Genomic DNA, 24,196 nt, shown 5'->3' with positions numbered 1-24,196 from the left:
TTTTGATGATGATGAATTAAGATCATTTTGTAACCCTCCTTTTCATTTTTTTCCATATTGGTAAGATTATCACCGCTCTCACCAAAAGTCAATCAGCCTTTTTCCTATTCTTGAAAATTTTCTGTCATTAACTCATTTAAAAAATTTAAAACCCCGAGAACTGTCTGGCTCCACAAGGAATGCTTCGACAGCTTAATCATCGCACGACTAAAAGCGCTAGCTTTTAGGAGGAGCGCATCCCCCCTCGAGGTCACAAGCTTGTCTTGTTGCGGCTCCTATGGACTCGGGGTCATAAACCGTTTCCTTTCAGAAGGAAGTACGCCTTCTTACAGGAACCGTCTTATGCCTGTCGTCCATGGGCCATGCCGGGGGGGGCTCGTCTTGTGCTTGAGGCCCATAGGATGTGGGTCATGCAGACGTTGCCGCAGGACGTAGCGTTCTTAGTCTGCATTCCTTTTGTGGACAAGGCGCTTCCGCTTTCTTATGATGCCAATCTTCTTTTCTGCCTCCTGATGAAATCGATGGTTATCTGGTTAAAGGCATCAGGTTTATCAATATTGCATACATGTCCTGCACCTGTAATGACTTTGACTGTAGCTGTTTTTGCTTTCTGGGCAATGCTTCTTACAGACTTAATAAACAAATGGTCTTCCTGCCCCATGATGAAAAGGGTAGGGATGTGGGATATGCTTGACTGGATTTTTCCAAGGTAAGGATTGACTGACTTTGTTAAGGACAGCCAGTTGATAAATTCCTTTTGGCACATTTTTGCTGCCTGTCTTACGAAGGCATGTCTTGATTCAAGATGATTTCTTTTTGGCATTATAATCCAGGCAAACAGCTGATAAAGAAGCATATACGGCAGCATATACTTAGTTAAATTGGCAATGGCTATCAAAAATCTTGTACGCCAGTTCAATTCTGTTATCGCTCCGCCCAAAATCATGGAAGCCACTCTTTCCGGATGATCCTGCGCAATTGTCTGAATCACTATTGTTCCCAGCGAGATGCCTACGAAGTGAGACTCGGGGATATGGAGATGATCAAGCACCTCAACTATTTCCAGAGATACTTCCGAAAAATGATCTCCTTCTTCCCATGTGCCTCTTCCAGATTGACCATGTCCCCGCAAATCTACCAGCAGAACATTGAAATGCTTTTTATACTCTCTCATTTGTTTATACCAAATTGCAGAGCTGCCCCCTGCACCATGAACAAAGGTAACCCATGGCAATGATTCATCTTTTACATACGTACGGTAATATAGCATATAAACTCCAATCTACATTCAAATGTCATTTTCATAGTGTTGTTTTTAAAGGCTATTTTCTTAGAGATTGTCTTTTTGCCTATGAACTAAGCCCATTGATTTCGACTGCGGGCAGTTGCTTTCCGCGGAGGAAAAGAGCTCCTCCCTCTTCTCCCGCAGGACATTGAATAAGCTTCCTCGAGTGAACACCGCACGAAGAAAATGCGATAGCATTTTCGAGGAGTCAAGTGCCCTCCATTCCAATCAACTCAGAAAATTAAACTAACTTATATAAACAAAAATAGCCTTATTAAAAGAAGTTTCACTCTATTGTAAAGGATTTCAATGTAAATTGCTTATAAAATCATATAAAATTCACTAGTTTCTTTTTAAGTATTTTCTGCCAAATATTCACCTGCAAATCTTTCCCTATTTTTCACAAAAGAAAACCAGTCCTATCTATCAAAATAAAAAAAACCAGCTAAAGTGTCAGCTGGTTTTTCTCCTGTTATTCTTCAATTATAGCTGCGGTTCCGTATGCAATGATCTCTGCAGCATTTTGCATAACAGCTGATGTCTGCAGCCGCATTCCAATGATTGCGTTGGCCCCTTTAGCTTTTGCATCTTCAACCATTCTGCCTATTGCCTTCTGTCTTGCTTCATCCATCATTTCAGTATATTCGCCAATTTCTCCGCCTACAATTGTTTTCAATCCTGCTAGAATATCTTTTCCAATATGTTTTGTCTGTACTGTACTCCCTCTTACAAAGCCTTTAATTTCTTTAATCTCTTTCCCAGGTACCGCATCAGTAGTCACGATAATCATTTTGCTCTTCCTCCTCTTTTTCTTTTTTTCTTTCTGCAATCAGTACAATAAATATCGCAAAAATCATTAAAGCATATAAGATATAAAACATAATCGCTGCCTTAATATTGATAAACAGCATGGCGATTCCAAGCAGCTGGCCTCCTGTGGCTGTAAGCAGCAGCATCTGTTTTAACTTTTTCATCCTTCATCCCTCAATTAGTCTTTTTTCTGCCAAATCTTTCTGACGAAAATCAAGTAAAACAGCGTAGGCATTGGCGCCTGAATTAAACCGATAATACCCCATAGCCAATAATTGTGGCCATGCTTTCTTGCATCCAGGAATAGGAAGGTACTCTGTGCAATTAAGATGATCCCCACAACAATCAGCAAAGGGAGGGAAATTTCTTCGCTGCTCATGTGCCATTCACCTGCTTAACAAAGCTGACTGTACTATAAGCCATAATAAAAACAGTGACAATTCCCTGCAGAATAAAAAATACAGCTGGAACCTGATACAGCATGAATAATAAAGAAGTTACAATGAGGAGTGCTGCAACAGTGAAGATAGCTAAGTCCCTGATCAATTTCCTTTTCATCGACTGTTTTTGCTCTGCAACTAAGTTTTCAAAAAATTGCAGATCAGGTGTATATACCGGGACATTTTCTTCCAGCGATTCCAATCCGTCTTCTATCTTCTTTACAGCAGCCAGAAAATTCTCATCTTGATGATCGTGATCGAGCTGCAGTAATTTCCTGTTCGTCATGAAGCTTCAACTCCTCTCTTACAGACATGATCCCATTGTGCACTCTTGACTTGACGGTGCCTGAAGATATCTTCATCATTTCTCCTATTTCCTCATATGAGTAGCCATAATAATGTTTAAGTACGATAGGTATCCTTATCTCGTCTTTTAATTTTCCCAATGCCGATAAGGCATCATTCCATTCTTCATTTCGGCTTTCAAGGTGCCATTTCATGCGTCTGGATACTTCTTCCTCTGCTTTCCAGTTCCTCTCTCTTTTCGACTTTCGCTTCTGATCAATATACAAATTCGTCGCAATGGAAATCAGCCAGGAAGAAAATTTCGCCTTGCCATTGAACAGGCCGATTTTCTCAACACATTTGGCCATTGTTTCCTGGGCAAGCTCTTCAGCTGCATCGGGATTCATAGTGATTTTGATTAAGTATTTAACCAGAAAGGGATAGTTATTTTTAAAAAGCATGGCAAAAGCGAGCTGATCTCCTCGTTTGGCGCTTATTATAAGGTCTTTCTCCTCCATCAGCTTCTTTCCTCTCTTCCCTATCATCCCATTGTTACCTATTTATTTCACTCATAAGACGTTCAAGAGATGAAATCGTTCATATTTTATTTTAAAATTTTTTTCATACATAAAAAGCCCCTATAATAGGGACTTTTAGTCTTTTATTACATTATACTGCACCAGTCTGTTTCAAAGAATGTGCTTCACTGCTTTTTTCTGACTTTTTCGTCAATCCCGGAAGGATAAGGCTGTAAAAAACACCAACAAGTGCTAAACAGCCCCCTACCATCCAATAAAGCATTTCTACTTTGAGGAGTCCAGGAAAGCTGACAGCAATAAATCCGAGTGTTAAGGATTGGGAAAGCATCATCAGCGGGCTTATCCATCCCTGTACTCTACCCATCATCTTCGGATCAACAATGCTTGGCATCCAGCCGCCAATGGCAATGTTCACTAAAGGCAGGCCAAATGCTGCAGCAAATAATAAAGAAAGGAAAATGATCGTATTTTCAGCAAAAGAGGCAGCAATGATGAAACTTCCTGATAACAATAATCCGGCAATGATCAGCTGATAAAGTTTGAATTTTTGAGCAAGCAAAGAGGCAGCAAAGCTGCCAATCAGAATGCCAATCCCAAAGGTTATTCCAAGCAGGACTGAGTATTCCTCATAGGCGTGCGGCTCCAGCTTATATTTCAGCATAAAAATTGGCATTATGGAAAACCCGCCGTTTACCACTCCGAAAACGAAGAAACCAACAAGCAAAGCAGATAATAACCTGTGATTTAGAATATATTTCATTCCAAGATTAAAGTCCTTGAGGACAAGCGCTATATTTAAGTCTTTAAGCTTATGGCCGCCATTCGGCAGGCGGACTTCTTCGGGGATATGGCATGATCTTATTAATAATGCACTGATGATAAAGGTAAGAGCATCAGTCATAATTGCGCCGTATACTCCCACTGTCCAGTATACAAAAATGCCTAGACCATTTCCGAACAGCATGAAAAGACTCATCACAACCTGATTTAGGCCCGCAGCAGTGGTATAATCTTCACTTTTCAATATTCCTTGAATCATTGCATGCTCAGCGGGAAAAAAGAATTTCTGGATTGCACTCCTCAGGAACAATACTGCAAATACCAGCGGCATCCAGCCAATGAGAACAGTCAGCAAAAGTACAATTGATAATAATGAGCTGATCCAGTCACAATAATAAGCAATTTTCTGGCGATCCATCCTATCCGCAAACACTCCAACTAAAAAAAACACCGCCAGAGTCGGAACGGAGAACATCAATTCAGTTAATGTAGCATAAAAAGGCTGTTCCGAGAAACGGTCAAGCAAATAAAACATGAATGCTGTTAAACCAATTGTACTGCCCATCTGAGAAGTAAAGTTAGCGAAAAACAATTTCACATAATTGGCATTTTGAAAGATTTCTTTGAATTTTTTCATCCCTTTTACCTCAGTTTCCCGGTTTATATCTCCAGTTTAATTAGTGACAAACAATTGATTAAGCGGCTTTTGACGGTTTTTATCTCCTGCTGGAGACTGATAGTGCCTCACCCCTGATATCATTAGCGACTTAAAAAGGTAATTATTCACACTTTGAATCAGGGTGGTTTACGGTTCAGATTACATGGGTAAATCCCTAGTACAACCACATCATTAATATCATTAATCGATTAATATATAAAATACTTTTTGAAAAGGAGATTTTTAAAATGAAAGAAATAATTTCTACCAATGTTTTAGTCCAAAATAGGTTCACAATGAAGAAAATGCTTGAAATTTATCAAGTAGCAAAACAATTTGAAGGCACTACATACCTCTACAGCAAACACAAAGCTGTGGATGCCTCAAATCTGTCTAAATTAGTGTCTTTCCTATTAACAGTGAAGCCGCAAACGACCCTAAAAATCATTGTTGAAGGAAATGAAGTTCAGAAGCATCTGGAAGAAATCAAAGAAATGTGCAGCAACCATGTTTCAGTTCTTCGCATGTCAGAAAAACGCTTAATCAATTCAGCTGAAACATTTCAGCTATAAGTGACCATTTTATTGCATAGTGATTGGAGTGAAGATAGATGATACGTACAATTTTTATGGTAGTTGGAGCAATTGTGGTAATTGGCGCGATAATCAGCTGGTTATTCTAAATAATTTCTATTAAAAAAAGGCCATTCGGCCTTTTTTTAATTATAAGCTATGATAATTGGCTGAGAAAAACCAGATTCTTCATGGTGAAGCCATTTAAACTGACGGAATCCAGCTTCCAGCAGCAGCTTTTTTAGGCCTTCCTTTTATAGACTCTATACTGGGAATATTATATCTATTTTAGCTGAAGCTAAAGTCTGGGTCCCAATAATGGAAAACAAACCAATATAGAAGAGGATTTTTTTATGCCTTCTTCCGATAATATAATAGATTATCCAGCACCTCTCCCTGTCTGGCAATGGAACGATCCCAGTCCTCAAAAATCAAGTGACAGGCTTCTGCTAAATCAGCATAAAATTTTTCTGCCATGATAAAAAGAGTACAGTTTTTCACTGTACTCTTTAAATGTATATTGTTAATCATTCTTCTTTATCTTTATCTTTATCTTTATCTTTTTCTTTCTTTTTATCTTTTTCTTTCTCTTTACTCCATTTCTCTTTCCATTTTTCCTTTTCTTTTTCAATTTTTTCTTTTATCTTCTCTGTTTCTTTTCTTATGTTTTTCTCCCATGCTTTTCTTTGCTGCTCCCTTTGCCTCTGTTCCATCAGGCCAGCAATTTGAGGGACATTAAATGATTCTGCTTCCTGGTTCTTCAGGGCTTCTGTCATGATTTCCCGGAATATCGGAGCCGTGCCTTCACTGCTGGAGGTTGTAAGATAGTTTTTTGCATCTGTCATATCATGGCCAACCCATACAGCACCTACCAGCTGTGGTGTATAGCCGACAAACCATTGGTCTTTAACGCCATCTATGCCTTCAATGGTCATTTGTGTACTTCCTGTTTTCCCCGCAACTTCTCTGCCGGGTATTTGGGCAGCCTTACCTGTTCCATGCTGAACTACCCCAAGAAGCATGGTCGTCACTTTATCTGCAACATCCTTTGAAATGACTCTTGTGTTTTCACCTTTCCATTCTGCAACTGTCTCTCCATCTTTATCAACTATTTTTGTAATGGAATGGGCTTCCGGCCTTTCACCGCCATTTGCAAACACAGCATATGCCTGTGCCATGGTTAGGGGTGAAACACCTTCATTTGTACCCCCAAGGGCAAGTGCCAAATTTTGATTGATGGCATCTTCAGGTATGCCAAACCTCTTTGCGGCATCCACCCCTTTTTCCACACCAATCTCATCCAAAAGCCATACAGCAGGAACATTCAAAGAATCCTTGACCGCTTCATACATTGGCACATTTCCCCTGAACTGGCCATTATAATTATTTGGCTCATAATCTTCACCAAATGTCATTCGCTCATCTTTAAGTTCATCAGTAATTTCCCAACCCGCTTCCAGTGCAGCTGCGTATGGTACAATCGGCTTTATTGTCGATCCAGGCTGGCCTACTTTATGGACAGCGCGGTTATGTCCCAGAAGGGTGTGTTCACCTCTTCCCCCTGCAAGGGCACGGATTCCGCCATTGTGGGGATCCAGGAGTATGGCTCCGCTTTGTACTGGCTGCTCTCCCGTACCTTTAGGGAATAATTGATCATTTTTGTAGGTTTCTTCTACACTGCCCTGCATATCCTGATCAAGCTCTGTGTATATTTGATAACCGTTGCTAAGAAGATCGTCAAGTGAAATATTATACTTATTAATAGCTTCTTCAAGAACAACATCTACATAGTAAGGGTACTTCCCTTTAAGGGGATCTCCCCCGCCGTCTTCAAAAACAAGCTTTTCATTCTTAGCTTTTTCCCATTCCTTTTCTGAAATAAAGCTGTGTTCCTTCATGCGATCAAGCACGAGATTTCTTCTTTCAATTGCTTTATCTTCATTTTGGTAAGGATTTATTGCAGAAGGGGCTTTAACCAGCCCTGCAAGCAGTGCTGCTTCGCTAATTGAGAGATCCTCAACATCCTTTGCATAGTATTTCATTGCTGCACGCTTTATCCCCCAGGCACCTTCTCCAAAATAAACCTGGTTTAAATACATCTGAAGAATTTCGTCTTTGCTGTATTCCTTTTCTATCTCAATCGCAAGGAAGAATTCTTCCAGCTTCCTTTTATATGTTTTCTCTGCAGATAATAAGGCGTTTTTAGTCAGCTGCTGAGTAAGCGTACTGCCACCCTCAACAATTCCGCCAGCCTTCAGGTTTGTAAAAAAGGCTCTGCCTATTCCTTTTAAATCGATTCCTCCATGTTCATAAAAACGGTGGTCTTCAATGGCAATAACCGCATTCTTCATATGATCAGGAATTTTATCGATTGAAATGCCTTCATTTTTGTTTGCAGAGATCTTGCTGGCTACTTCCTCATCAGCGTCATAAATGACTGTAGATTGTGCAAGTCCTGCTTCAAGTGCACTTATATCCGCATCCTTGTATGAAAAATATACGAAGCTTAAGAAAGCCAGGACTAATGTGGATGCAAGCAATATGGACACCTGTGTCAGGTGCAGCTTTATCCAAGTTGACTGAAACTTTTTAAAAAAAGAAGTTCTCTTTCTCATATTTCCTCCAATATCTCTTGCTGAATATCATTTTGCCCGTATAACGTCAGCCTTAAGGGTATACCGATATCAGCATACCTGCAAAAAATATGTTTTCATATAGTATTTTGTTCCCAGCTAAAAACTATAATTCTCCCAGACATATACATATACCCAAATTATCAAATTTTTTATCATCTTTTGTACATTTTATTTTTAGTCCGTCTGACCCGGAATTTATAATCCAGTTTAAATAGCGACAATCTCCCAAATCCGGCATCAATGAAAAAAAAAAGCAATCGCAGGCCGAATGCTTTTTTGATAAAATGGAATATTTGCAGACGCATAGCATTCCATATGAGTTTGCCTCATTTTTATTAATAGTCTACGAAGCAATATCGTTTTTTATGGGGGTATGCACAAATTTCTCAGGAGCCATTTGATTTACAATGATTGACTTCTAGCAATAAAGGGTATATGACCAATAAGTTTTCTTACCTTAAGAAGGGGTGAACTATTATGTTCTTTGAAAAAATTGTAGTTGGCTATGATGATACAGATGGAAGCAGACAGGCTTTAAATATGGCGATCGAATTGGTTAAGCAGCATCCTGAAGCCCAGCTTCTGATTACACAAGTCTTTGAGGAGACAATTGAAAATGTTCTCATAAGCAATGAGAAAGCAATAGAGCCTGTAAGGACAAATGGCTATCTGCTGGAAGGAATTCAAATACCGCCCCTGCCGGTATATCATGATGAATCCTCTGCCACGACTCACGCAAGAGTGAAACATAGTGTTGACAATACTTTTTTTAATGCAAGGGAAATTCTTGAGCCGTATAACATCAATGTAAAGTTCGATGTTATAGAAGGAAGTCCCGCTGACAGCATATCTGAATATGCCGCTGCCGAAAATGCCGATTTAATTATAGTGGGCAGCTCAGGCAAAGGCGGAATTAAAAAGATGTTCCTTGGGAGCACCAGCTCAAAAATTGCCAAAAATGCACCTTGCCCTGTGCTTATAGCTAAAGATAAGGAAAATCCGCAAATCCCTTAGAACAGGAAAGCAGCCCGGCGGCTGCTTTTTTATATTTAATAGAATACACCTATTATTGAAGGCCTTTATTTTCTGCAGCCAGCTCCTCAAACCGTTCTTTAGAAGATGCTTCATCGAAACTGCTGTAAATTCGAAAATGGTCCTGATCAATAATCCTGTAATGCTGGCTGATGATATTCTGCTGAAGGATCAAACCATTGCTTCTCTTCAATTCCCGCCACCAGAGCTTTCCGCCAAGAGTCTTTTCTTTCCTATAATCGATTCCCTCTCTTGCAATAGTTTCCAGAACTTCAAGGGGTTCGTTTCCAAACAGAAACCGGACTGTTTCCGTTTCCCTGAATAAGGCACAAACAGCCACCACAGTCGACCATCCTGCTTCGGCCCGCCCTTTCTCAATTTGAACCAGGGTCTTCTTTGAAACACCAATAATTTCCGCCATCTTATCTTGTGTATATCCTGCCTCTGTACGGATAAGACGGATCTTATCTGAAACTTTCAGTATAATTTCATCTCTAGTCAATGCAGCTTCATTCCCTTTTCGTTGTTGGTGTAAATTTACACCTGTTTCTATATTATAAAAGAAATAGTGACAATTTTACAAATAAAAAACTGCCTTGTTCTTTAAATATATCAATTATCACAAAAAAATGACTGTGCTTTTTGTCACAAGTATGGCCATATTCCATAGGGTAAAATTACTGATATTTTCCATTAAATTAACAGAGGATTTTGCTGTAATCTATCGAAATCTATGGGATAACTGTTTTAATGTGAAAAAGTGGAGGGTAAAATGACGATTGAAACAAATAAAGCTATATTGGAACTTCTGCTAACGGAAAAAGAAAACCTTTTAAGTGAATGGAATAAAAAAATACTCATTAATAAAGATGATCCTTTTAAAGATAAAATCAAAGATAATGGCACCGCCATGTTCCAATTGATTATTCAATTTCTGATAAAGGAAGGCGATGAACTTGAAGAATATATTCAAAAGCTTGCCTACTCTGTCGCTGAGCAGCGAGTGAAAGCAGAAATTAATATCGGAGACTTTGTTTATAATGTCAACTTGGGAAGAACAATTTTTCTAGAAATATTGAATCGTTCTGAAATACATTTTCATGAACTGCAGAGCCTGTACGAAAAAATCAGTTATTGCTTCGATAAATTCTTATATCACGCTGTATCCAGATATACAGATGCCAAAGATCAGATTATTAAGGAAAAGACACAATTTATCGATTCCACCCATAAAGATAGATTGACTCTGCTGGGCCAGATGACTTCCAGCTTTATTCATGAGTTCAGAAATCCGCTTACATCTGTACAGGGGTTTATCCAGCTGTTAAAATCCGAAAATCCTACCATGAAATACTTGGATATCATTTCAAATGAACTGGAGCAGCTGAATTTTAGAATTTCACAATTTTTGCTCCTCTCTAAAAAGGAACTGATCGGAAAAGAGAAAATCACTTTCTCTCTAAATGAATTAATAGATGAAGTCCTGATATTTCTCTATCCCAGTATCCTGGATGGAAAGGTTAAGATTCTTCAGGATATGAACGAAGATATATATTTGAAAGGCTATGCTGATGAAATCCGTCAAGTATTTATCAATATTATCTTCAATGCCATTGATGTGCTTACTCAGTACCGCAGCGACCCTGTCATTCATATTAAAAGCAAATGGACTCCAGAAGGACACATAAAGCTTGATATTGCCAACAATGGGCCGAGAATTCCAGAGCATCTCGTCAGTTCCATTTTCGAACCATTTGTTACAACCAAAACACTCGGAACAGGGCTCGGTTTATTTGTATGCAGAGAGATAATTGAAAAACATCAAGGGACTCTCACCTGTGATACAGAGTCGGATTGGACCGTTTTCAGCATAACCCTGCCAACTGAAAAACAGACAATAGTCAAAGGCTGACTCCCTATTGAGGAGCAGCTTTTTCATATTCCTGGCTTAAAAGCGTACATGATTTGAACCAAATATATATATTTTTATTTAATTTCAGATTATTATTAATATATTTACAGATTATTGGAGGAGATTATCCTATGTTTTCCTTAAAAGCAGATGAAGATATAGAATTGCAATTGTTCCAGCTTCATCATTCAGAAGAGCTTTTCAACCTGGTGGACAGAAACCGCAATCATTTAAGAGAATGGCTTCCATGGGTAGATAATATGGCTTCACCTGTACAGTATCACTCTATTATTCCAATATGGCTGAAACAGTTTGCCGATAACAACGGCTTTAATGCAGGAATCCGTTATCAGGGAAAACTTGCAGGCTCTATTGGTTTTCACCAGATCGACTGGAATAACAGACAAACCAGCATTGGGTATTACCTTGCAAAGGATTTTGAGGGAAGCGGAATTATGACACGAAGTGTGCAAGCCATGATTAATCATGCTTTCTTTGATTTAAGACTGAACAGAATCGAAATACGGTGCGGGATCAGAAATGGAAAAAGCCGCGCGATACCGGAGAGACTCGGCTTTCGTCAGGAAGGAATCATCCGGGATGGAGAGTACCTTTATAATCGATATCACGACCTTGCCGTATATGGACTTCTGGCAAGAGAATGGAATTATTGAAAAGAAAAGCCGATGGCTCCTGGAGCTAGACAGTTATCTACCTTCAGAATTTATACGTTTCACTTTCGAAAAAGCCTGCCTTCAGGCTTTTTTATTATTTACTGGTTACCTTCCTCCTAATTAAGGGTACTTTCTTATTAAAGAAATCCTTTATTCCAGGTTTATTTGTAAAATTCATGAATAAGGGAAAAGTACTTATAATAAAGGAGGTGCCGGCTCCTTACATATCGTGTAAGGATTTTATATGATCACCCATAACCTATTTTTATTATTTCTCTTAATTGCATTAACTGCTTTTTTTGTTGCATCTGAATTTGCCATTGTTAAAGTCCGGACTTCACGTATTGACCAGCTTATTATGGAGGGAAATGCTAAAGCCCGTTCAGCAAAACAAGTTATAAGCAGTCTGGATGAATACTTATCTGCCTGTCAGCTTGGGATTACGATTACAGCACTGGGCCTCGGCTGGCTTGGTGAACCGACTATTGAGAGGCTGCTCCATCCCCTATTTGAAAGCATTAACTTACAGGCTTCCATAACTCATATCCTCTCTTTTGTTATTGCTTTTTCTGTTGTGACATTTCTTCATGTGGTTATTGGAGAACTGGCGCCAAAAACCTTTGCCATACAAAAAGCAGAGGCAATAACGTTATCTTTTTCAAAACCATTAATAGTATTTTACAGGATTATGTATCCATTTATTTGGATTTTAAATGGTTCAGCAAGAATTATCACAGGGTTATTTGGACTGAAGCCTGTTTCAGAAAGTGAAATGGCCCATTCAGAGGAAGAGCTGCGGATTATCCTATCTGAAAGCTTAAAGAGCGGAGAAATCAATCCATCAGAATATCAGTATGTAGATCGAATTTTTGAGTTTGACAATAGAATTGCTAAAGAGATAATGGTTCCTCGAACCGAGATCGTTACCCTTCCGGAAGATTCATCATTGGCAGAAACCCTGGATCTCATATTGAATGAGCGATACACCAGATATCCTGTTACGGCGGGTGATAAAGATAATATTCTTGGGATTATTAATGTAAAGGAAATCTTAACTGACTGCGTTAGAAAAAAATGCGAAGGCAAACACCCTTTACGGCAATATATTAAACCTGTCATCAGAGTGATTGAGACCATTCCCATTCACGATTTGCTCCTGAGAATGCAGAAAGAGCGTTTCCATATGGCCATTCTCCTTGATGAATACGGCGGAACAGCTGGTGTGGTCACAGTTGAAGATATCCTCGAAGAAATTGTGGGTGAAATTCGGGACGAATTCGATGCAGACGAACTTCCGTTTGTTCAAAAGCCAGGAGAAAATCATTATATCCTGGATGCAAAGCTGCTGATTTCAGAAGCAAATGATCTTCTGGGAACATCATTATCTGATGATGATGTAGACACTATCGGAGGCTGGATAATGACGCAGAAGTATGATGCCGCTCAGGGAGACTTTATCGAAGAAGAAGGATTCAGATTTATTATTAAGGAAATGGAGGGGCATCATATTTCCTATATTGAAGTTGTGAAAATATGACCTTCATAGGGAATGACCGGGAGCGCTTTTTTGGCTCCTGGTTTTTAAATTGCCTTCCGGCTGCTTATACTGAAATAGTATGCCTGTCAGAAGCTGCCTTACCTCCAGATTGCATAAGTCAAAATGGTGATCTTTTAGCACTCACAAAAAAATTAATTTTTCCGAATCTTTTTACTTCATATTTAATGCATAATTTCATAAAATAAATGTAACCCTTTTTTCCAAACTACTACGTTTGACTGTATGGTTTGTGCTAACGTATAATTGATTCTAACTATATCTCTTGATGGAAAGCACTTTCATGAGATATAAGTATTCAAAACAGAGGTGATATGATGGGGCTTACTATCGTATCGGCGAATTAGCCAATATTGCTAATGTTTCTAAAAGAACTATAGATTACTACACTAGCATTGGCCTAATAAAAGCGAAACGCTCAAAATCAAATTATCGCATATATTCAGAAGAAGTTTTGTCTGATCTAAGATTTATTGAGGAATGCAAACTGCTGCATCTTCCGCTTGAAGAGATTAAGAGAAAACTAGAAATGAAAACGAAAAGGGAGATTCAGACAGGGGAAGTTGAAAAGCATATTAACGCAGTCACATTGCAGATTAAACAGCTTCATCAGGAAATAGCTGTTCTCATGCCGCTTATTAATACACTGGATGATGAACAAAAACATGGCTTTTCCAAGAAGCTGACTACTGAAAGCACTGCATTGCTCCGTTCCCTTTCCGACTTAACCAGCTGATCCCATTTTTCACAAAATCAGGAGGTGACACCCTGCCCGTTTAGGCGGGATAAGGGGAACTTATTTGGACATATTAAACTTGGTTTTTATAGCCATTTTAATTGCTTTAACGGCTTTTTTCGTTACATCGGAATTTGCCATTGTTAAAATACGAAGTTCCAGGATTGATCAGCTAATTGAAGAAGGTAATAAAAATGCAATTGCTGCGAAGAAAGTCATTTCGAATTTGGATGAATACCTTTCGGCCTGCCAGCTGGGAATTACCATTACAGCCCTCGGCCTTGGCTGGCTGGGTGAACCGACAATTGAACACCTGCTGCGGCCAGTGATCAACAGTTTCGGATTGCCGTCTTCCATTTCGCATGTTATCTCATTCAGCATTGCTTTTGCTTTTATCACCTTCCTGCACGTAGTTGTGGGGGAATTGGCTCCAAAGACTCTGGCAATACAAAAGGCAGAAGCGGTTACATTGTTAACAACACGTCCTTTAATCTGGTTTTACCGGGTTATGTATCCAATTATTTGGGCGCTGAATGGTTCTGCCCGCCTATTGACCAGCATGTTTGGATTAAAGCCTGCTTCTGAACACGAATTGGCACATTCTGAAGAAGAACTTCGCATTATTTTATCAGAAAGCTATGAAAGCGGCGAAATCAACCAATCTGAGTTTAAGTATGTAAATAAAATCTTTGAGTTTGATAACCGTATCGCGAAAGAAATCATGGTTCCGCGTACAGAAATTGTTTCTTTATCAAAAGATGATACACTAGAAGACTTCCTGCAAATCGTTCAGGAAGAGAAATTTACACGCTATCCCATTATAGATGGGGATAAGGATCATATCATTGGCATGGTCAACATAAAAGAAGTCATGACAGATCTCATTATGAACAGGGAATTATCATCAAGCACCCTAGAATCATACATTCGTCCCATTATCAGGGTCATTGACAGCATACCTATCCATGAGCTGCTGCTAAAAATGCAGAAAGAACGGATTCACATGGCCATCTTAATGGATGAGTACGGCGGTACCTCAGGGTTAGTTACTGTTGAGGATATCATTGAAGAAATTGTGGGTGAAATCCGCGATGAATTCGACATGGATGAAGTGCCCATGGTCAGAAAGACGGAAGAAGGCCAATATATCATTGATTCAAAAGTTCTTGTCAGCGAAGTTAATGACTTGCTGGGAACCGGCATTAATGATGAAGATATCGATACCATCGGCGGCTGGATTTTGACAGAAAATTACGAAGCCAAACAAGGCGATATGATCGAATATGAAAATTACCGGTTTAAAATACTTGATATGGAAGAGCATCATATTAAGTATATTGAAGTAACAGCAGTACCAGAAACAGAAGAGCCGGCACCTGCAAAAGAAGTGCCTTTTACTGAAACCGAGGTATTGTCATAAATGGAATAAAGGAACAGCCTGTCAGAGGGCTGTTCCTTTTTTTTGCCTTATTGAGAAGATGCTGTTTTCCGTGGAAACCTAATCGTAAATTTAGTCCCTTTCTCTTTTTCACTGCTGACAGCAATCTCCCCGCTGTGCAGCTGAACAAGCTGTTTAACAATGGAAAGCCCAATGCCAAATTCACCAAAGGAATGGTTGGTCCTGGATAGATCCGCTTTATAAAAACGCAGCCAGATAGACTCGATTTCTTGAGGATCGATGCCTATACCCGTGTCCTCTATTTCGATCATTGTTTGATCAGGACCTTCATGTCCTCTTAAAAATATGGAGCCTTGATCGGTGAATTGAATGCTATTCTTTACAATATTAACCAAAATTTGAATTAGCCGGTCATAATCTGCATGTACTGAAACCCCTTCTTCTGCCTCAAGATATATCCTGTTTCCCTTTTCCCCTGCCTGAAATTCCAGCTGTTCCTTAACTATTTCAAATGCTTCCAGAAGATCAATATCCATTTTATTCAGCTGCAGCTGATTGGACCGGATCTTTTCATAATCCAGATTTTCGTTTACCAGACGAATAAGTCTCTTGGCCTCCCTGTCAATCAGGATCATCCCTTTTTCTTTTTCCGCTTCCGGAATAAGTCCTCCTTTAATGCCTTCAGCCAAACCGCTGATGGTGGTCAAAGGAGTCCGCAGCTCATGCGAGACATCAGCAATGAATTTCCTCCTTCTATTCTCCAGTCTTTTAATTTCTTCATTAGATTCCTTCAATCTGGCTGCCATATCGTTAAAGTCTTTAGCCAATTCACCGATTTCATCCATATAGGTGTATGGTACATTCACATCATAGTTCCCGGAAGAGATCATAGAGGCAGCATTCCTAAGATCCGTTATCCTCTTGATAAGATTTTTAGAGAGAACCAGGCTCAACAGGATGGTCGCAGAGAGTGAAATAAAAATGGTATATAATAAAAATCGATTTAATTGGCTGATAATCTCCATCGCTCCAGTTATAGGCGACAGAAGCAAAACTCCGCCAACCATATTGCCCCCCTGCATATAAGGCATGGCAACCAGTGTTACCTCCTGGCCGAAGCGTTCTATATCATGCTTTACAGTTACTTTATTTCCTTTCGAAATTTCAGCCCACTCAGATTTGGTGAGCTGAATCATCGGATCTGATTTAAGCTCCGGATACAAGACCCTCCCTTTATGATCAAAGAGTATGTATTTTATATTCCTTGCATCGAGCAGCTGGCTGTATTCTGTTAAAAATTGTTCATCACCCTCTATCCTGACTGTTAAATCAGTCAGGATCTGTTCGCCATAGGAATCAAGCTCTTCCACTTTATTCTCAAAAATATAACTCTCAACAAACTGGGAGAAAAGAAGGCTTAATAACAGGAATGCCAGAATGAGGATGCTGACATGACTTATCAACAGCTGATAAAAATATTTAACCTTCATTATCTGCTGCCGTTTCATCAAATTTATAGCCAACACCCCATACAGTATGGATAAAAGGCTGCTCTTCCGTGCCTATTTTTTTCCTGAGCCTTTTTATATGTACATCTACCGTTCTTTCATCTCCATAAAACTGATAACCCCATACACTATCAAGCAGCTGCTCTCTTGTAAAAACCTGTTTCGGATGTTTTACAAGATAATACAGCAAGTCAAATTCCTTCGGGGTTAAATTCTTGAGAAGCTGCCCATTATAATAGGCCTCTCTGGATTCTTTGCTGATTTTGAAGTATTCACTGGCAACATAGTGGGGTTCATCCGCTGATCCTGTTTCTGCCTGAAACCTGCGTGTCACCGCTTTGATCCTGGCCATTAGCGTCAGCGGACTGAATGGCTTGGTCACATAATCATCAGCACCCATTTCAAGGCCCAGAACCTGATCGGACTCGCTATCTTTAGCCGTCAGCATAATGATCGGGACCTTGCTCAATTCCCTTATTTTACGGCAGAGAGTCACTCCATCCATAATAGGAAGCATCCAATCGACAATAAGTAAGTCCCATCTTTCTTTATTAAAATGCTCAAACCCCTGCTGCCCATCGTGGACAAAGACACCATGGTACCCTTCTTTCATAAAGAACATTTCCAGCATTGAACAGACACTTTCATTATCTTCCACAACAAGTATTTTCATTTTCTCATCACCGTCCCCAAACAGTCTTCTTTTCTTAATGTAATCGAAATGAGTGTTTTTTTTCAATGAATATCTCTGTCCTTAACGTTTTCTTGAAAAAGATAGCCAAATTTATTAATGCTTTCGCTATATCTTGGGAAATGCTATATACGAATTATAATTTTGAAAGGAGTGCAGTGCAGCATGAATAAAAAATTACAATTAGTATTGTCTTTTTGCATTTTACTAACGGGGGCCGCTTTATCCGTTAACGCCGAAACAGCACCAAAGGGACAATCACCGGGACAAGAGCAGAAACATGAACACCATCACCGAATGGTTGATGAATCCTTAATGAAGTCCCTTCTGAAACAAGGATTCACCAAAAAGGAAATCTTCATAGCTGCCCACATTGCAAAATTTTCAAATAAACAGGTTGGGGACGTTTTGGCATTTTATAAAAAAAGTAACTCTTCCTGGGAAAAAACAGCACAACAGTATGGAGTGGATTTAGAGAAAATAAAAAAGCATCAGCATCACATGGATAAGTTCCTTGAAACCAATAAACAAGTTGTTCTGCAAAAGGTCTCCGAGTATTCCGGAAAGTCTCCTCAAGTACTGCAGGGGTATCTTGACAAAGGAATCCCTCTTCGTTATCTTATTTCAGGTGCAGCCATGGCAAAGGCGGCAAATAAGGATCTTGGCGAAATAATTCAAATGAAGGAACAAGGAAAATCAATGCCTGAAATAAAAAAGGAACTGAACCTGGAAAAAGAACAAATCCATACAGAAATGAAAAAACTGGTTGATGAAATTCACCAGGAAGTGAGAAAGAAAAAATAATATGTTAAAACCGCAAAGGGCACACCTCTGCGGTTTCGTTTTTTTTAGAACAGAATTATAATGGAAGGCAGAGGTGAACAAAATGACAGAAGAAAATGCGCCGTACCCAGCCGATCTGGATGAAGAAACCTTATTCATGGTTTCCCAGACATTCAAAGCATTATCAGATCCAACCAGGCTTAGAATTCTTCATTTATTATTTCACGGAGAGTATTCGGTAAATGAGATTGCCGAAAATTTATCACTGCTTCAGTCTACGGTTTCTCACCAGCTGCGCTTTTTGAAAAACCTGCGGCTGGTAAAATTCCGCCGTGAAGGAACCACTCTTTTCTACAGCCATGATGATGAACACGTCATTAGTTTATTGAACCAGGCAATCGAACATAGCCAGCATTCATGAACTTTGGACCCTATTAATTGCAGCTCTCATTATGGCCGGGGCAGCCTTTTCTTTCTCCTTCCACTTGAATTGTACTATGCTCAATGCCATATTCATCATGAAGTACCGATTGCGCCGCATGAAGTACTGCATCGTGACCGCCGTCATGTTCAATCACAAGATGGCAGCTAAGAGAAGGGAAGCCAGAAGTAATCGTCCAGATATGAAGATCATGAACATCTTTTACATGTGCAAGGCCAAGGAGTTTCCTTCTAATATCCTCAGGGTTCAGGTGAGAAGGTGTCCCTTCCATTAAAATATGAAAAGACTCTTTTACCACCCTCCATCCGCTTATAAGGATGAGAAGTGCTACCATTACACTGGCAATCGGGTCCGCAATACCCCAGCCGAAGAAATAAATTAGAAGCGCAGCTGTTATAGCTCCAACAGAACCAAGCAAGTCACCAAGAACATGCAGAAAAGCGCTCCGAACATTTAAGTTGTGGTCCTTATCCCCACTCATTAAAATAAATGCCGCTGCGATATTTACGAGCAGTCCGATTGATGAAATCACCAGCATCCCCATGCTTTGAACAGCCGGCGGCTCTAGAATGCGGTGGTAGGCTTCATAGAAAATATAGAGAGAAATCAGCAGCAGTGTAATTCCATTAATTGAAGCAGCAATAATTTCAAATCGTTTATAGCCAAATGTTTTTGAATTTGTCGCCTTTTTTTCCCCTATTTTGATTGCCAGAAAACTTAAGCCAAGCGCAGCTGCATCACTCAGCATGTGTCCGGCATCCGATAGCAGCGCAAGGCTGTTAGTCCATATTCCTCCAATTACTTCTACAATCATAAATGAAGCAATCAAAATAAATGCCCACATTAAAGCCTTTTTATTGCCTGTGTGATGGTGATCATGTGAATGCCCATGTCCATGACCATGACTGTGTCCCATTCGTTCCACCCCTTTATATGAATATATGCTCATATATATTATGTATGACATTGGCTTATTGTTCAATGATTTTTTGTTGTTTCCTTTTTATTTAGACTAAAAGAGTGGCGTCAAACATTTTATAAAATAGAAAAGCCATTTCTTCAAAGCAATTATAGGATTCACAAAAAGGCTGCCTGAGTATACAGGCAGCCCTCTTCCTTATGCAAGATAAACAAAATACCCCATAAATGCAATACATAGTCCATACATTATTGGATGAATTTCTTTTGGCCTTTTCAATGCCAGCATTGTGATTGGGTATAAGATGAAGCCGAGTGCAATCCCAGTTGCTACACTGAAAGTCAGCGGCATCATTAAGATGGTTACAAATGCCGGAATAGCTATTTCCAGTTTTCCCCAATCGATATGTTTCACTTCCATAGCCATCAGTGCTCCAACAATGATAAGTGCCGGAGACGTAACTTCGGCCGTAATGACACCGAGTAATGGAGAAAAGAATAATGCAATAGCGAAGCATGCAGAGATGATAACAGAAGTAAAGCCTGTCCTTCCTCCGGCCGCAATCCCTGAACTGGACTCAATCATGGAGGCAGTTGTAGAAGTTCCAAGCACAGAACCGACTACAGTAGCACTCGAATCTGCCAGAAGCGCTTTTCCCGCATTAGGGATTTCATTATTCTTCATCAATCCCGCCTGACTTGCAATGGCGATTAAGGCTCCAGCCGTATCAAAAAAGGCAACAAATAAGAAAGTGAATATGACTGCCAGCATTTCCGGGGTAAAGATTTGATCAATATTCTGAAAAACTTCACCAAATGTCGGTTCAAGGCTCGGAATGGCCCCCACAATTTTTTCCGGTTTATCAATAAGGCCAATTAACATTCCAGCAACAGCTGAAATGACCATACCATAAAAAATGGCACCTTTAACTCCCCTTACCATTAACACGATTGTTAGGATAAAACAGAAAACTGCCAGCAGCGTGACTGGGGATTTAAAATCGCCAATTGCAACAAATGTCGCCTCATTTCCTACAATCAAACCGGCATTTTTCAATCCGATAAAAGCAATAAAAAAGCCAATCCCGCCTGCTATTGCATGCTTTAAATCCTTGGGTATAACGTTAATAATTTTTTCCCGTATTTTTAATAAGCTTAAAATCACAAATAAAATCCCTGAAACAAATACACCAGTTAAAGCCGTTTGCCATGGAATGCCCATCCCGATGCAGACAGAAAAAGTGAAGAAAGAATTGAGTCCCATGCTTGGTGCAATCCCAATTGGATAATTGGACAGCAAGCCAATTAATAAAGAGCCAATAATTGCCGACAGCGCCGTAGCCGTAAAGACAGCTCCTTTATCCATTCCAGCCTGGCTAAGTATAATTGGATTTACAATTAATATATATGCCATTGATAAAAATGTCGTTAAACCTGCGATTGTTTCCTGTTTGTATGATGTTTCTCTTTCACGAAACCGGAAAAAAGATGACATGTCATTCCCTCCTTATTTAGTAACCAATAAAAAAAGCTCCGCAATATGCGAAGCTGCCATAAGAAACAGAAGAAAATAGCATGCCGATTCGAACAAGCTATATCCCCTGTAGTCAAGCTATTTACGGCAGCCCGGTAGAAACGCTCAGACCCTATCTCTGAACATATACAGGTAAAATCTATTGCCGCAGCACCTCAATGATCAATGTCCTGCCCAATAAAATTATATATTAATATAATGAAAACAATTCTAGCAAACTCAAATATGATGGTCAATTCTTTAATTTATTCTGAGTATTCCCCTTTATCTTAAAGTTGGTTACAGGGGTTTATGTTAATTTTTTTTTGTAATGGGTAAACAATAAGGAAAACATAGGCGCCTTGGTTACCCCGACACCTCGAGGGGAGAGGCGGCGGGACTAGCAGTAATTGCAGTTCGAAAATTTTCTAAAAAACCAGCATGAGGAGGCAGGTCACAATGTTCATTGTATATGCAAGCTTGATTCTTATTGCAGCGTCCCTGATCTTTCTGGGCATCTATGCTTTTAAAGCATACAAGGATGCCAAACCGGCAATTAAGAAACTGACAGCTATAAGCACTGTTATGCAGCTAAAAGCAGATCAATTAAAAAATGGGATTGACGAACTGACAACAACCCAGAAAGAAATTCAAAGAGATATCAATTATAAGAAACAGACCTTTAATAATACGATATCCGCTGTAAAAGAAACACCGAAGAAAATAAAGAAATGGTGGAACATCAAAATACCTTTTATCCACCAAATTAAATAAAACGAGGTCTGAGCCCTCGTTTTATTTTGTCCTATTTTATTGAAAGTGTACGATAGGCTTCTGCATCTGTTTGCACCTTGGAATTTTCTTTGTCATCTTTCTTTCCTCGGCCCGGCTTGAGTGTATTATTTCTGTGATAGAGGGCACTGATTTCCCCGCCAATAACAAGGGCAAGTCCGGTTAAAAAGAACCATAGCATCAATACAATGACTCCGCCAAGGCTTCCGTATGTGGCGGAATAATTCCCAAAATTGCTTACATAAAATGACAAGCCAAATGATATAAGCTGCCACATAACCGTTGCGGCTATGGCGCCTGGCAAGACCTGTTTGAAAGGAAAATGTTTATTTGGTGCCACCTTATAAAGAATAGCCAGAACTGTAACCATGATTACAAAAGCAATGGCCCATCTCAATACATTGATCAGTATCTGCATCCCATCAGGTATATTAATAAAATTCTCAACAAAGTTCATGATGACTTTCCCGAACACGGGAAGAACCATAGCAATGATGAATGCTGCGAGCAAACCAAGAGTCAAACCTATGGATATTAGTCTTGATTTTATAAATGACCTCGTTTCCTCCACATCAAAGGCGTCATTCATGGCTCTTATGAATGCCTGCATTCCATTAGAAGCGGACCATAAAGTACCTATGATACCGAACGTCAGCAGGCCGCCGTTCGGCTTCGTAATGATATCCACTACATTATCTTCAATAACATTAAATGAATCTGACGGCATTACACTCTGCAAGTATGATAATGCTTTTTGAGGATCCAGTGAAAGATATGGAACAATAGAGATAAGCAGAATTAACAAAGGAAAAATGGAGAGCATATAATAATATGCTTGTTCGGCTGCAAGCCCGGTTGCCCGATCTTTCTTAAATTCCTTTCCGAGCTTCTTGCCAAATTGAATAACCTTATGCATTTTACTACTCCTCCCTTAATCAGCTTATAGCTTGTATGTGTTTATTTCCCCTAAGACCTTTGAGCTAATCGTATTTTAATAAAATATTCATTCCATTTTGATAGATAAATAAAAAAGATACCTTTCCACGGAACGGAAATTATCCTAATAAGGGCTCACAACTTATCATTATGAACTCGATACCCCTCATTTAATATAAGAAATGTTATAATTAGATATAGTTTTTATCAAACTTATCGAATAATTAATTTGAGCTAAATTGGCACAAGCTATCATATTATGTTATTAGCTCATTAAAGATGCTCGTTCAGTTTGACAGATTATTCATCAATTTAAATGGGGGTCATTTATGAACGTTTCACTTGAGACTGCTGTTGGAGCAAATGTACATAAAGGGTTGACTAAAGGCAAGCTTGCAAAAAGAATTTTCTTCATCATACTTGGAGCCATACTTATGGGGGTCGGAATCGAAGAATTCCTAGTGCCCAATAAAATTCTGGATGGCGGAATAGTAGGAATCTCCATTATCCTCTCCCACATGTCCGGCTGGAAACTCGGCTGGTTTATTTTCATCTTAAATATCCCATTTTTTTACATAGGATACAAACAAATAGGGAAAACCTTTGCTTTGTCTACATTGCTGGGCATTGCGGTATTATCAGCCACTACCCTCCTCTTGCATGATGTTCCCGTATTTACAGAGGACTTGCTGTTAGCTACAGTATTTGGCGGTATTGTTCTTGGCTTCGGGGTCGGAATGGTGATCAGATATGGGGGATCTTTAGATGGAACAGAGATTCTGGCCATTCTGGTAAATAAAAAACTACCGTTCTCTGTCGGGGAAATTATTATGTTTTTCAATGTCTTCATTTTTGCTACTGCAGGCTTTGTTTTCGGCTGGGACCGTGCCATGTATTCAATCCTTGCCTATTTCATTGCTTTCAAGACTATTGATGTTGTCATCAGCGGGCTGGATGAATCCAAATCCGCCTGGATTATCAGCGAACAGCACAAGATAATCGGCGAAGCGATTCTTGCCCGGCTTGGACGAGGCGTTACCTACTTAAATGGGGAAGGTGCATACACTGGGGATGACAAAAAAGTAATTTTTTGTGTCATAACCAGACTTGAAGAAGCAAAGTTAAAATCAATTGTCGAAGAAATAGATCCGAGTGCTTTTTTAGCAGTAGCTGATATTGCTGAAGTCAGAGGCGGCAGATTTAAAAAGAAAGCCATTCACTAAGAATGGTTGTAATGGTCTTATGAAAACCTCTCTTAAGTAATATCCTTTGTTGCTAAACCGCCTGGATGCGGCAGTAA

Annotated in this window: 26 protein-coding genes and 1 riboswitch; of the genes, 11 read left to right on the top strand and 15 right to left on the bottom strand. The window is 39.5% G+C overall.

From position 1 onward, the window contains the following. Positions 1 to 481: 481 nt before the first annotated feature. The 7 genes from A361_RS06760 to A361_RS06730 all read right to left on the bottom strand — a co-directional run bounded on the left by A361_RS06760 (position 482) and on the right by A361_RS06730 (position 4,776). Positions 482 to 1,270, bottom strand: a complete 789-nt coding sequence (locus tag A361_RS06760) for an alpha/beta fold hydrolase (protein WP_009331471.1) — start codon at positions 1,268 to 1,270, stop codon at positions 482 to 484. 487 nt (positions 1,271 to 1,757) lie between these two features. Beyond that, the gene (locus A361_RS06755) at positions 1,758 to 2,075 is read right to left on the bottom strand and encodes a YbjQ family protein (RefSeq protein ID WP_019381404.1); all 318 of its coding nucleotides are present in this window, start codon (positions 2,073 to 2,075) and stop codon (positions 1,758 to 1,760) included. Further along, positions 2,056 to 2,259 carry a hypothetical protein gene (locus tag A361_RS06750; RefSeq protein WP_019381403.1) on the bottom strand — a complete coding sequence of 68 codons (204 nt, stop codon included), beginning with the start codon at positions 2,257 to 2,259 and terminating at the stop codon, positions 2,056 to 2,058. Before A361_RS06750 ends, A361_RS06755 begins: the two co-directional genes overlap by 20 nt. Positions 2,260 to 2,273: 14 nt before the next feature. After that, positions 2,274 to 2,474, bottom strand: coding sequence for a hypothetical protein (locus A361_RS06745; RefSeq protein ID WP_009331473.1), 201 nt, complete (start codon positions 2,472 to 2,474; stop codon positions 2,274 to 2,276). Then, positions 2,471 to 2,821, bottom strand: a complete 351-nt coding sequence (locus A361_RS06740) for a YxlC family protein (RefSeq protein ID WP_019381402.1) — start codon at positions 2,819 to 2,821, stop codon at positions 2,471 to 2,473. The genes A361_RS06745 and A361_RS06740 overlap by 4 nt, the downstream gene beginning before the upstream one ends. Next, complete coding sequence (gene sigY, locus A361_RS06735) at positions 2,775 to 3,365, bottom strand: RNA polymerase sigma factor SigY (protein WP_019381401.1); 591 nt, start codon at positions 3,363 to 3,365, stop codon at positions 2,775 to 2,777. Before sigY ends, A361_RS06740 begins: the two co-directional genes overlap by 47 nt. A 124-nt stretch (positions 3,366 to 3,489) precedes the next feature. Continuing rightward, positions 3,490 to 4,776, bottom strand: a complete 1,287-nt coding sequence (locus A361_RS06730) for an MFS transporter (RefSeq protein ID WP_009331476.1) — start codon at positions 4,774 to 4,776, stop codon at positions 3,490 to 3,492. A 269-nt stretch (positions 4,777 to 5,045) separates the two neighbouring features. Here A361_RS06730 and A361_RS06725 point away from each other — a divergent pair, with 269 nt between their 5' ends. Further along, entirely contained in the window at positions 5,046 to 5,369 is a 324-nt protein-coding gene (locus A361_RS06725; RefSeq protein WP_009331477.1) for an HPr family phosphocarrier protein, read from the top strand. A gap of 351 nt (positions 5,370 to 5,720) precedes the next feature. Here the strand turns inward: A361_RS06725 and A361_RS31205 are convergent, their stop codons facing one another. Next, positions 5,721 to 5,846, bottom strand: coding sequence for a hypothetical protein (locus tag A361_RS31205; RefSeq protein ID WP_256815488.1), 126 nt, complete (start codon positions 5,844 to 5,846; stop codon positions 5,721 to 5,723). Positions 5,847 to 5,896: 50 nt separating this feature from the next. After that, positions 5,897 to 7,984 carry a transglycosylase domain-containing protein gene (locus A361_RS06715; RefSeq protein WP_019381399.1) on the bottom strand — a complete coding sequence of 696 codons (2,088 nt, stop codon included), beginning with the start codon at positions 7,982 to 7,984 and terminating at the stop codon, positions 5,897 to 5,899. Between the two features lie 498 nt (positions 7,985 to 8,482). Here A361_RS06715 and A361_RS06710 point away from each other — a divergent pair, with 498 nt between their 5' ends. Beyond that, positions 8,483 to 9,019 (top strand): universal stress protein, encoded by a 537-nt coding sequence (locus A361_RS06710; protein WP_019381398.1) that lies wholly within the window; start codon positions 8,483 to 8,485, stop codon positions 9,017 to 9,019. 52 nt (positions 9,020 to 9,071) lie between these two features. Here A361_RS06710 and A361_RS06705 read toward each other — a convergent pair whose 3' ends face one another. Further along, complete coding sequence (locus A361_RS06705) at positions 9,072 to 9,539, bottom strand: helix-turn-helix transcriptional regulator (protein WP_009331481.1); 468 nt, start codon at positions 9,537 to 9,539, stop codon at positions 9,072 to 9,074. 270 nt (positions 9,540 to 9,809) lie between these two features. Here A361_RS06705 and A361_RS06700 point away from each other — a divergent pair, with 270 nt between their 5' ends. From A361_RS06700 to A361_RS06675, 5 genes are all read left to right on the top strand, one after another. Then, complete coding sequence (locus A361_RS06700) at positions 9,810 to 10,949, top strand: histidine kinase N-terminal domain-containing protein (RefSeq protein WP_019381397.1); 1,140 nt, start codon at positions 9,810 to 9,812, stop codon at positions 10,947 to 10,949. Between the two features lie 131 nt (positions 10,950 to 11,080). Continuing rightward, a complete protein-coding gene (locus tag A361_RS06695) occupies positions 11,081 to 11,623 on the top strand; it encodes a GNAT family N-acetyltransferase (RefSeq protein ID WP_019381396.1) in 543 nt (180 codons plus the stop codon). Positions 11,624 to 11,867: 244 nt separating this feature from the next. Then, on the top strand, positions 11,868 to 13,160 hold the full coding sequence (locus tag A361_RS06690) for a hemolysin family protein (protein WP_019381395.1): 1,293 nt from the start codon (positions 11,868 to 11,870) through the stop codon (positions 13,158 to 13,160). Between the two features lie 352 nt (positions 13,161 to 13,512). Further along, positions 13,513 to 13,914: a MerR family transcriptional regulator gene (locus A361_RS06680; RefSeq protein ID WP_082919370.1), complete on the top strand. Its 402-nt coding sequence runs from the start codon at positions 13,513 to 13,515 to the stop codon at positions 13,912 to 13,914. A 64-nt stretch (positions 13,915 to 13,978) separates the two neighbouring features. After that, positions 13,979 to 15,334 (top strand): hemolysin family protein, encoded by a 1,356-nt coding sequence (locus A361_RS06675; protein WP_009331486.1) that lies wholly within the window; start codon positions 13,979 to 13,981, stop codon positions 15,332 to 15,334. A gap of 47 nt (positions 15,335 to 15,381) precedes the next feature. On the opposite strand, the gene A361_RS06670 is transcribed toward A361_RS06675, so the two are convergent. Both A361_RS06670 and A361_RS06665 read right to left on the bottom strand, forming a co-directional pair. Beyond that, the gene (locus tag A361_RS06670; RefSeq protein WP_019381393.1) at positions 15,382 to 16,803 is read right to left on the bottom strand and encodes a sensor histidine kinase; all 1,422 of its coding nucleotides are present in this window, start codon (positions 16,801 to 16,803) and stop codon (positions 15,382 to 15,384) included. After that, the gene (locus A361_RS06665; RefSeq protein WP_009331488.1) at positions 16,793 to 17,494 is read right to left on the bottom strand and encodes a response regulator transcription factor; all 702 of its coding nucleotides are present in this window, start codon (positions 17,492 to 17,494) and stop codon (positions 16,793 to 16,795) included. The genes A361_RS06670 and A361_RS06665 overlap by 11 nt, the downstream gene beginning before the upstream one ends. 183 nt (positions 17,495 to 17,677) lie before the next feature. Here A361_RS06665 and A361_RS06660 point away from each other — a divergent pair, with 183 nt between their 5' ends. Together A361_RS06660 and A361_RS06655 are read left to right on the top strand one after the other, a co-directional pair. Continuing rightward, a complete protein-coding gene (locus A361_RS06660; protein ID WP_019381390.1) occupies positions 17,678 to 18,316 on the top strand; it encodes a hypothetical protein in 639 nt (212 codons plus the stop codon). 82 nt (positions 18,317 to 18,398) lie between these two features. Further along, positions 18,399 to 18,716: an ArsR/SmtB family transcription factor gene (locus tag A361_RS06655; protein WP_009331490.1), complete on the top strand. Its 318-nt coding sequence runs from the start codon at positions 18,399 to 18,401 to the stop codon at positions 18,714 to 18,716. A 13-nt stretch (positions 18,717 to 18,729) separates the two neighbouring features. On the opposite strand, the gene A361_RS06650 is transcribed toward A361_RS06655, so the two are convergent. Both A361_RS06650 and A361_RS06645 read right to left on the bottom strand, forming a co-directional pair. Next, a complete protein-coding gene (locus A361_RS06650; protein ID WP_009331491.1) occupies positions 18,730 to 19,653 on the bottom strand; it encodes a cation diffusion facilitator family transporter in 924 nt (307 codons plus the stop codon). 201 nt (positions 19,654 to 19,854) lie between these two features. Beyond that, a complete protein-coding gene (locus A361_RS06645) occupies positions 19,855 to 21,150 on the bottom strand; it encodes an NCS2 family permease (RefSeq protein ID WP_009331492.1) in 1,296 nt (431 codons plus the stop codon). Positions 21,151 to 21,239: 89 nt separating this feature from the next. Then, a riboswitch (purine riboswitch) is annotated at positions 21,240 to 21,341 on the bottom strand. Positions 21,342 to 21,627: 286 nt separating this feature from the next. Between A361_RS06645 and A361_RS06640 the strand changes: the two genes are divergently transcribed. Beyond that, a complete protein-coding gene (locus A361_RS06640) occupies positions 21,628 to 21,942 on the top strand; it encodes a DUF948 domain-containing protein (protein ID WP_019381389.1) in 315 nt (104 codons plus the stop codon). A 31-nt stretch (positions 21,943 to 21,973) separates the two neighbouring features. Here A361_RS06640 and A361_RS06635 read toward each other — a convergent pair whose 3' ends face one another. Beyond that, on the bottom strand, positions 21,974 to 22,876 hold the full coding sequence (locus A361_RS06635) for a YihY/virulence factor BrkB family protein (RefSeq protein WP_019381388.1): 903 nt from the start codon (positions 22,874 to 22,876) through the stop codon (positions 21,974 to 21,976). A gap of 349 nt (positions 22,877 to 23,225) precedes the next feature. Between A361_RS06635 and A361_RS06630 the strand changes: the two genes are divergently transcribed. Continuing rightward, positions 23,226 to 24,119: a YitT family protein gene (locus A361_RS06630; RefSeq protein ID WP_009331495.1), complete on the top strand. Its 894-nt coding sequence runs from the start codon at positions 23,226 to 23,228 to the stop codon at positions 24,117 to 24,119. Positions 24,120 to 24,196: the final 77 nt, after the last annotated feature.

The sequence above is a fragment of the Cytobacillus oceanisediminis 2691 genome (assembly GCF_000294775.2).
In the GTDB taxonomy this organism is placed as follows: Bacteria; Bacillota; Bacilli; order Bacillales; family Cytobacillaceae; genus Cytobacillus; species Cytobacillus pseudoceanisediminis.
The sequence above is the reverse complement of the archived record's forward strand: the minus strand, read 5'-3'. Positions and strand labels throughout refer to the sequence as shown.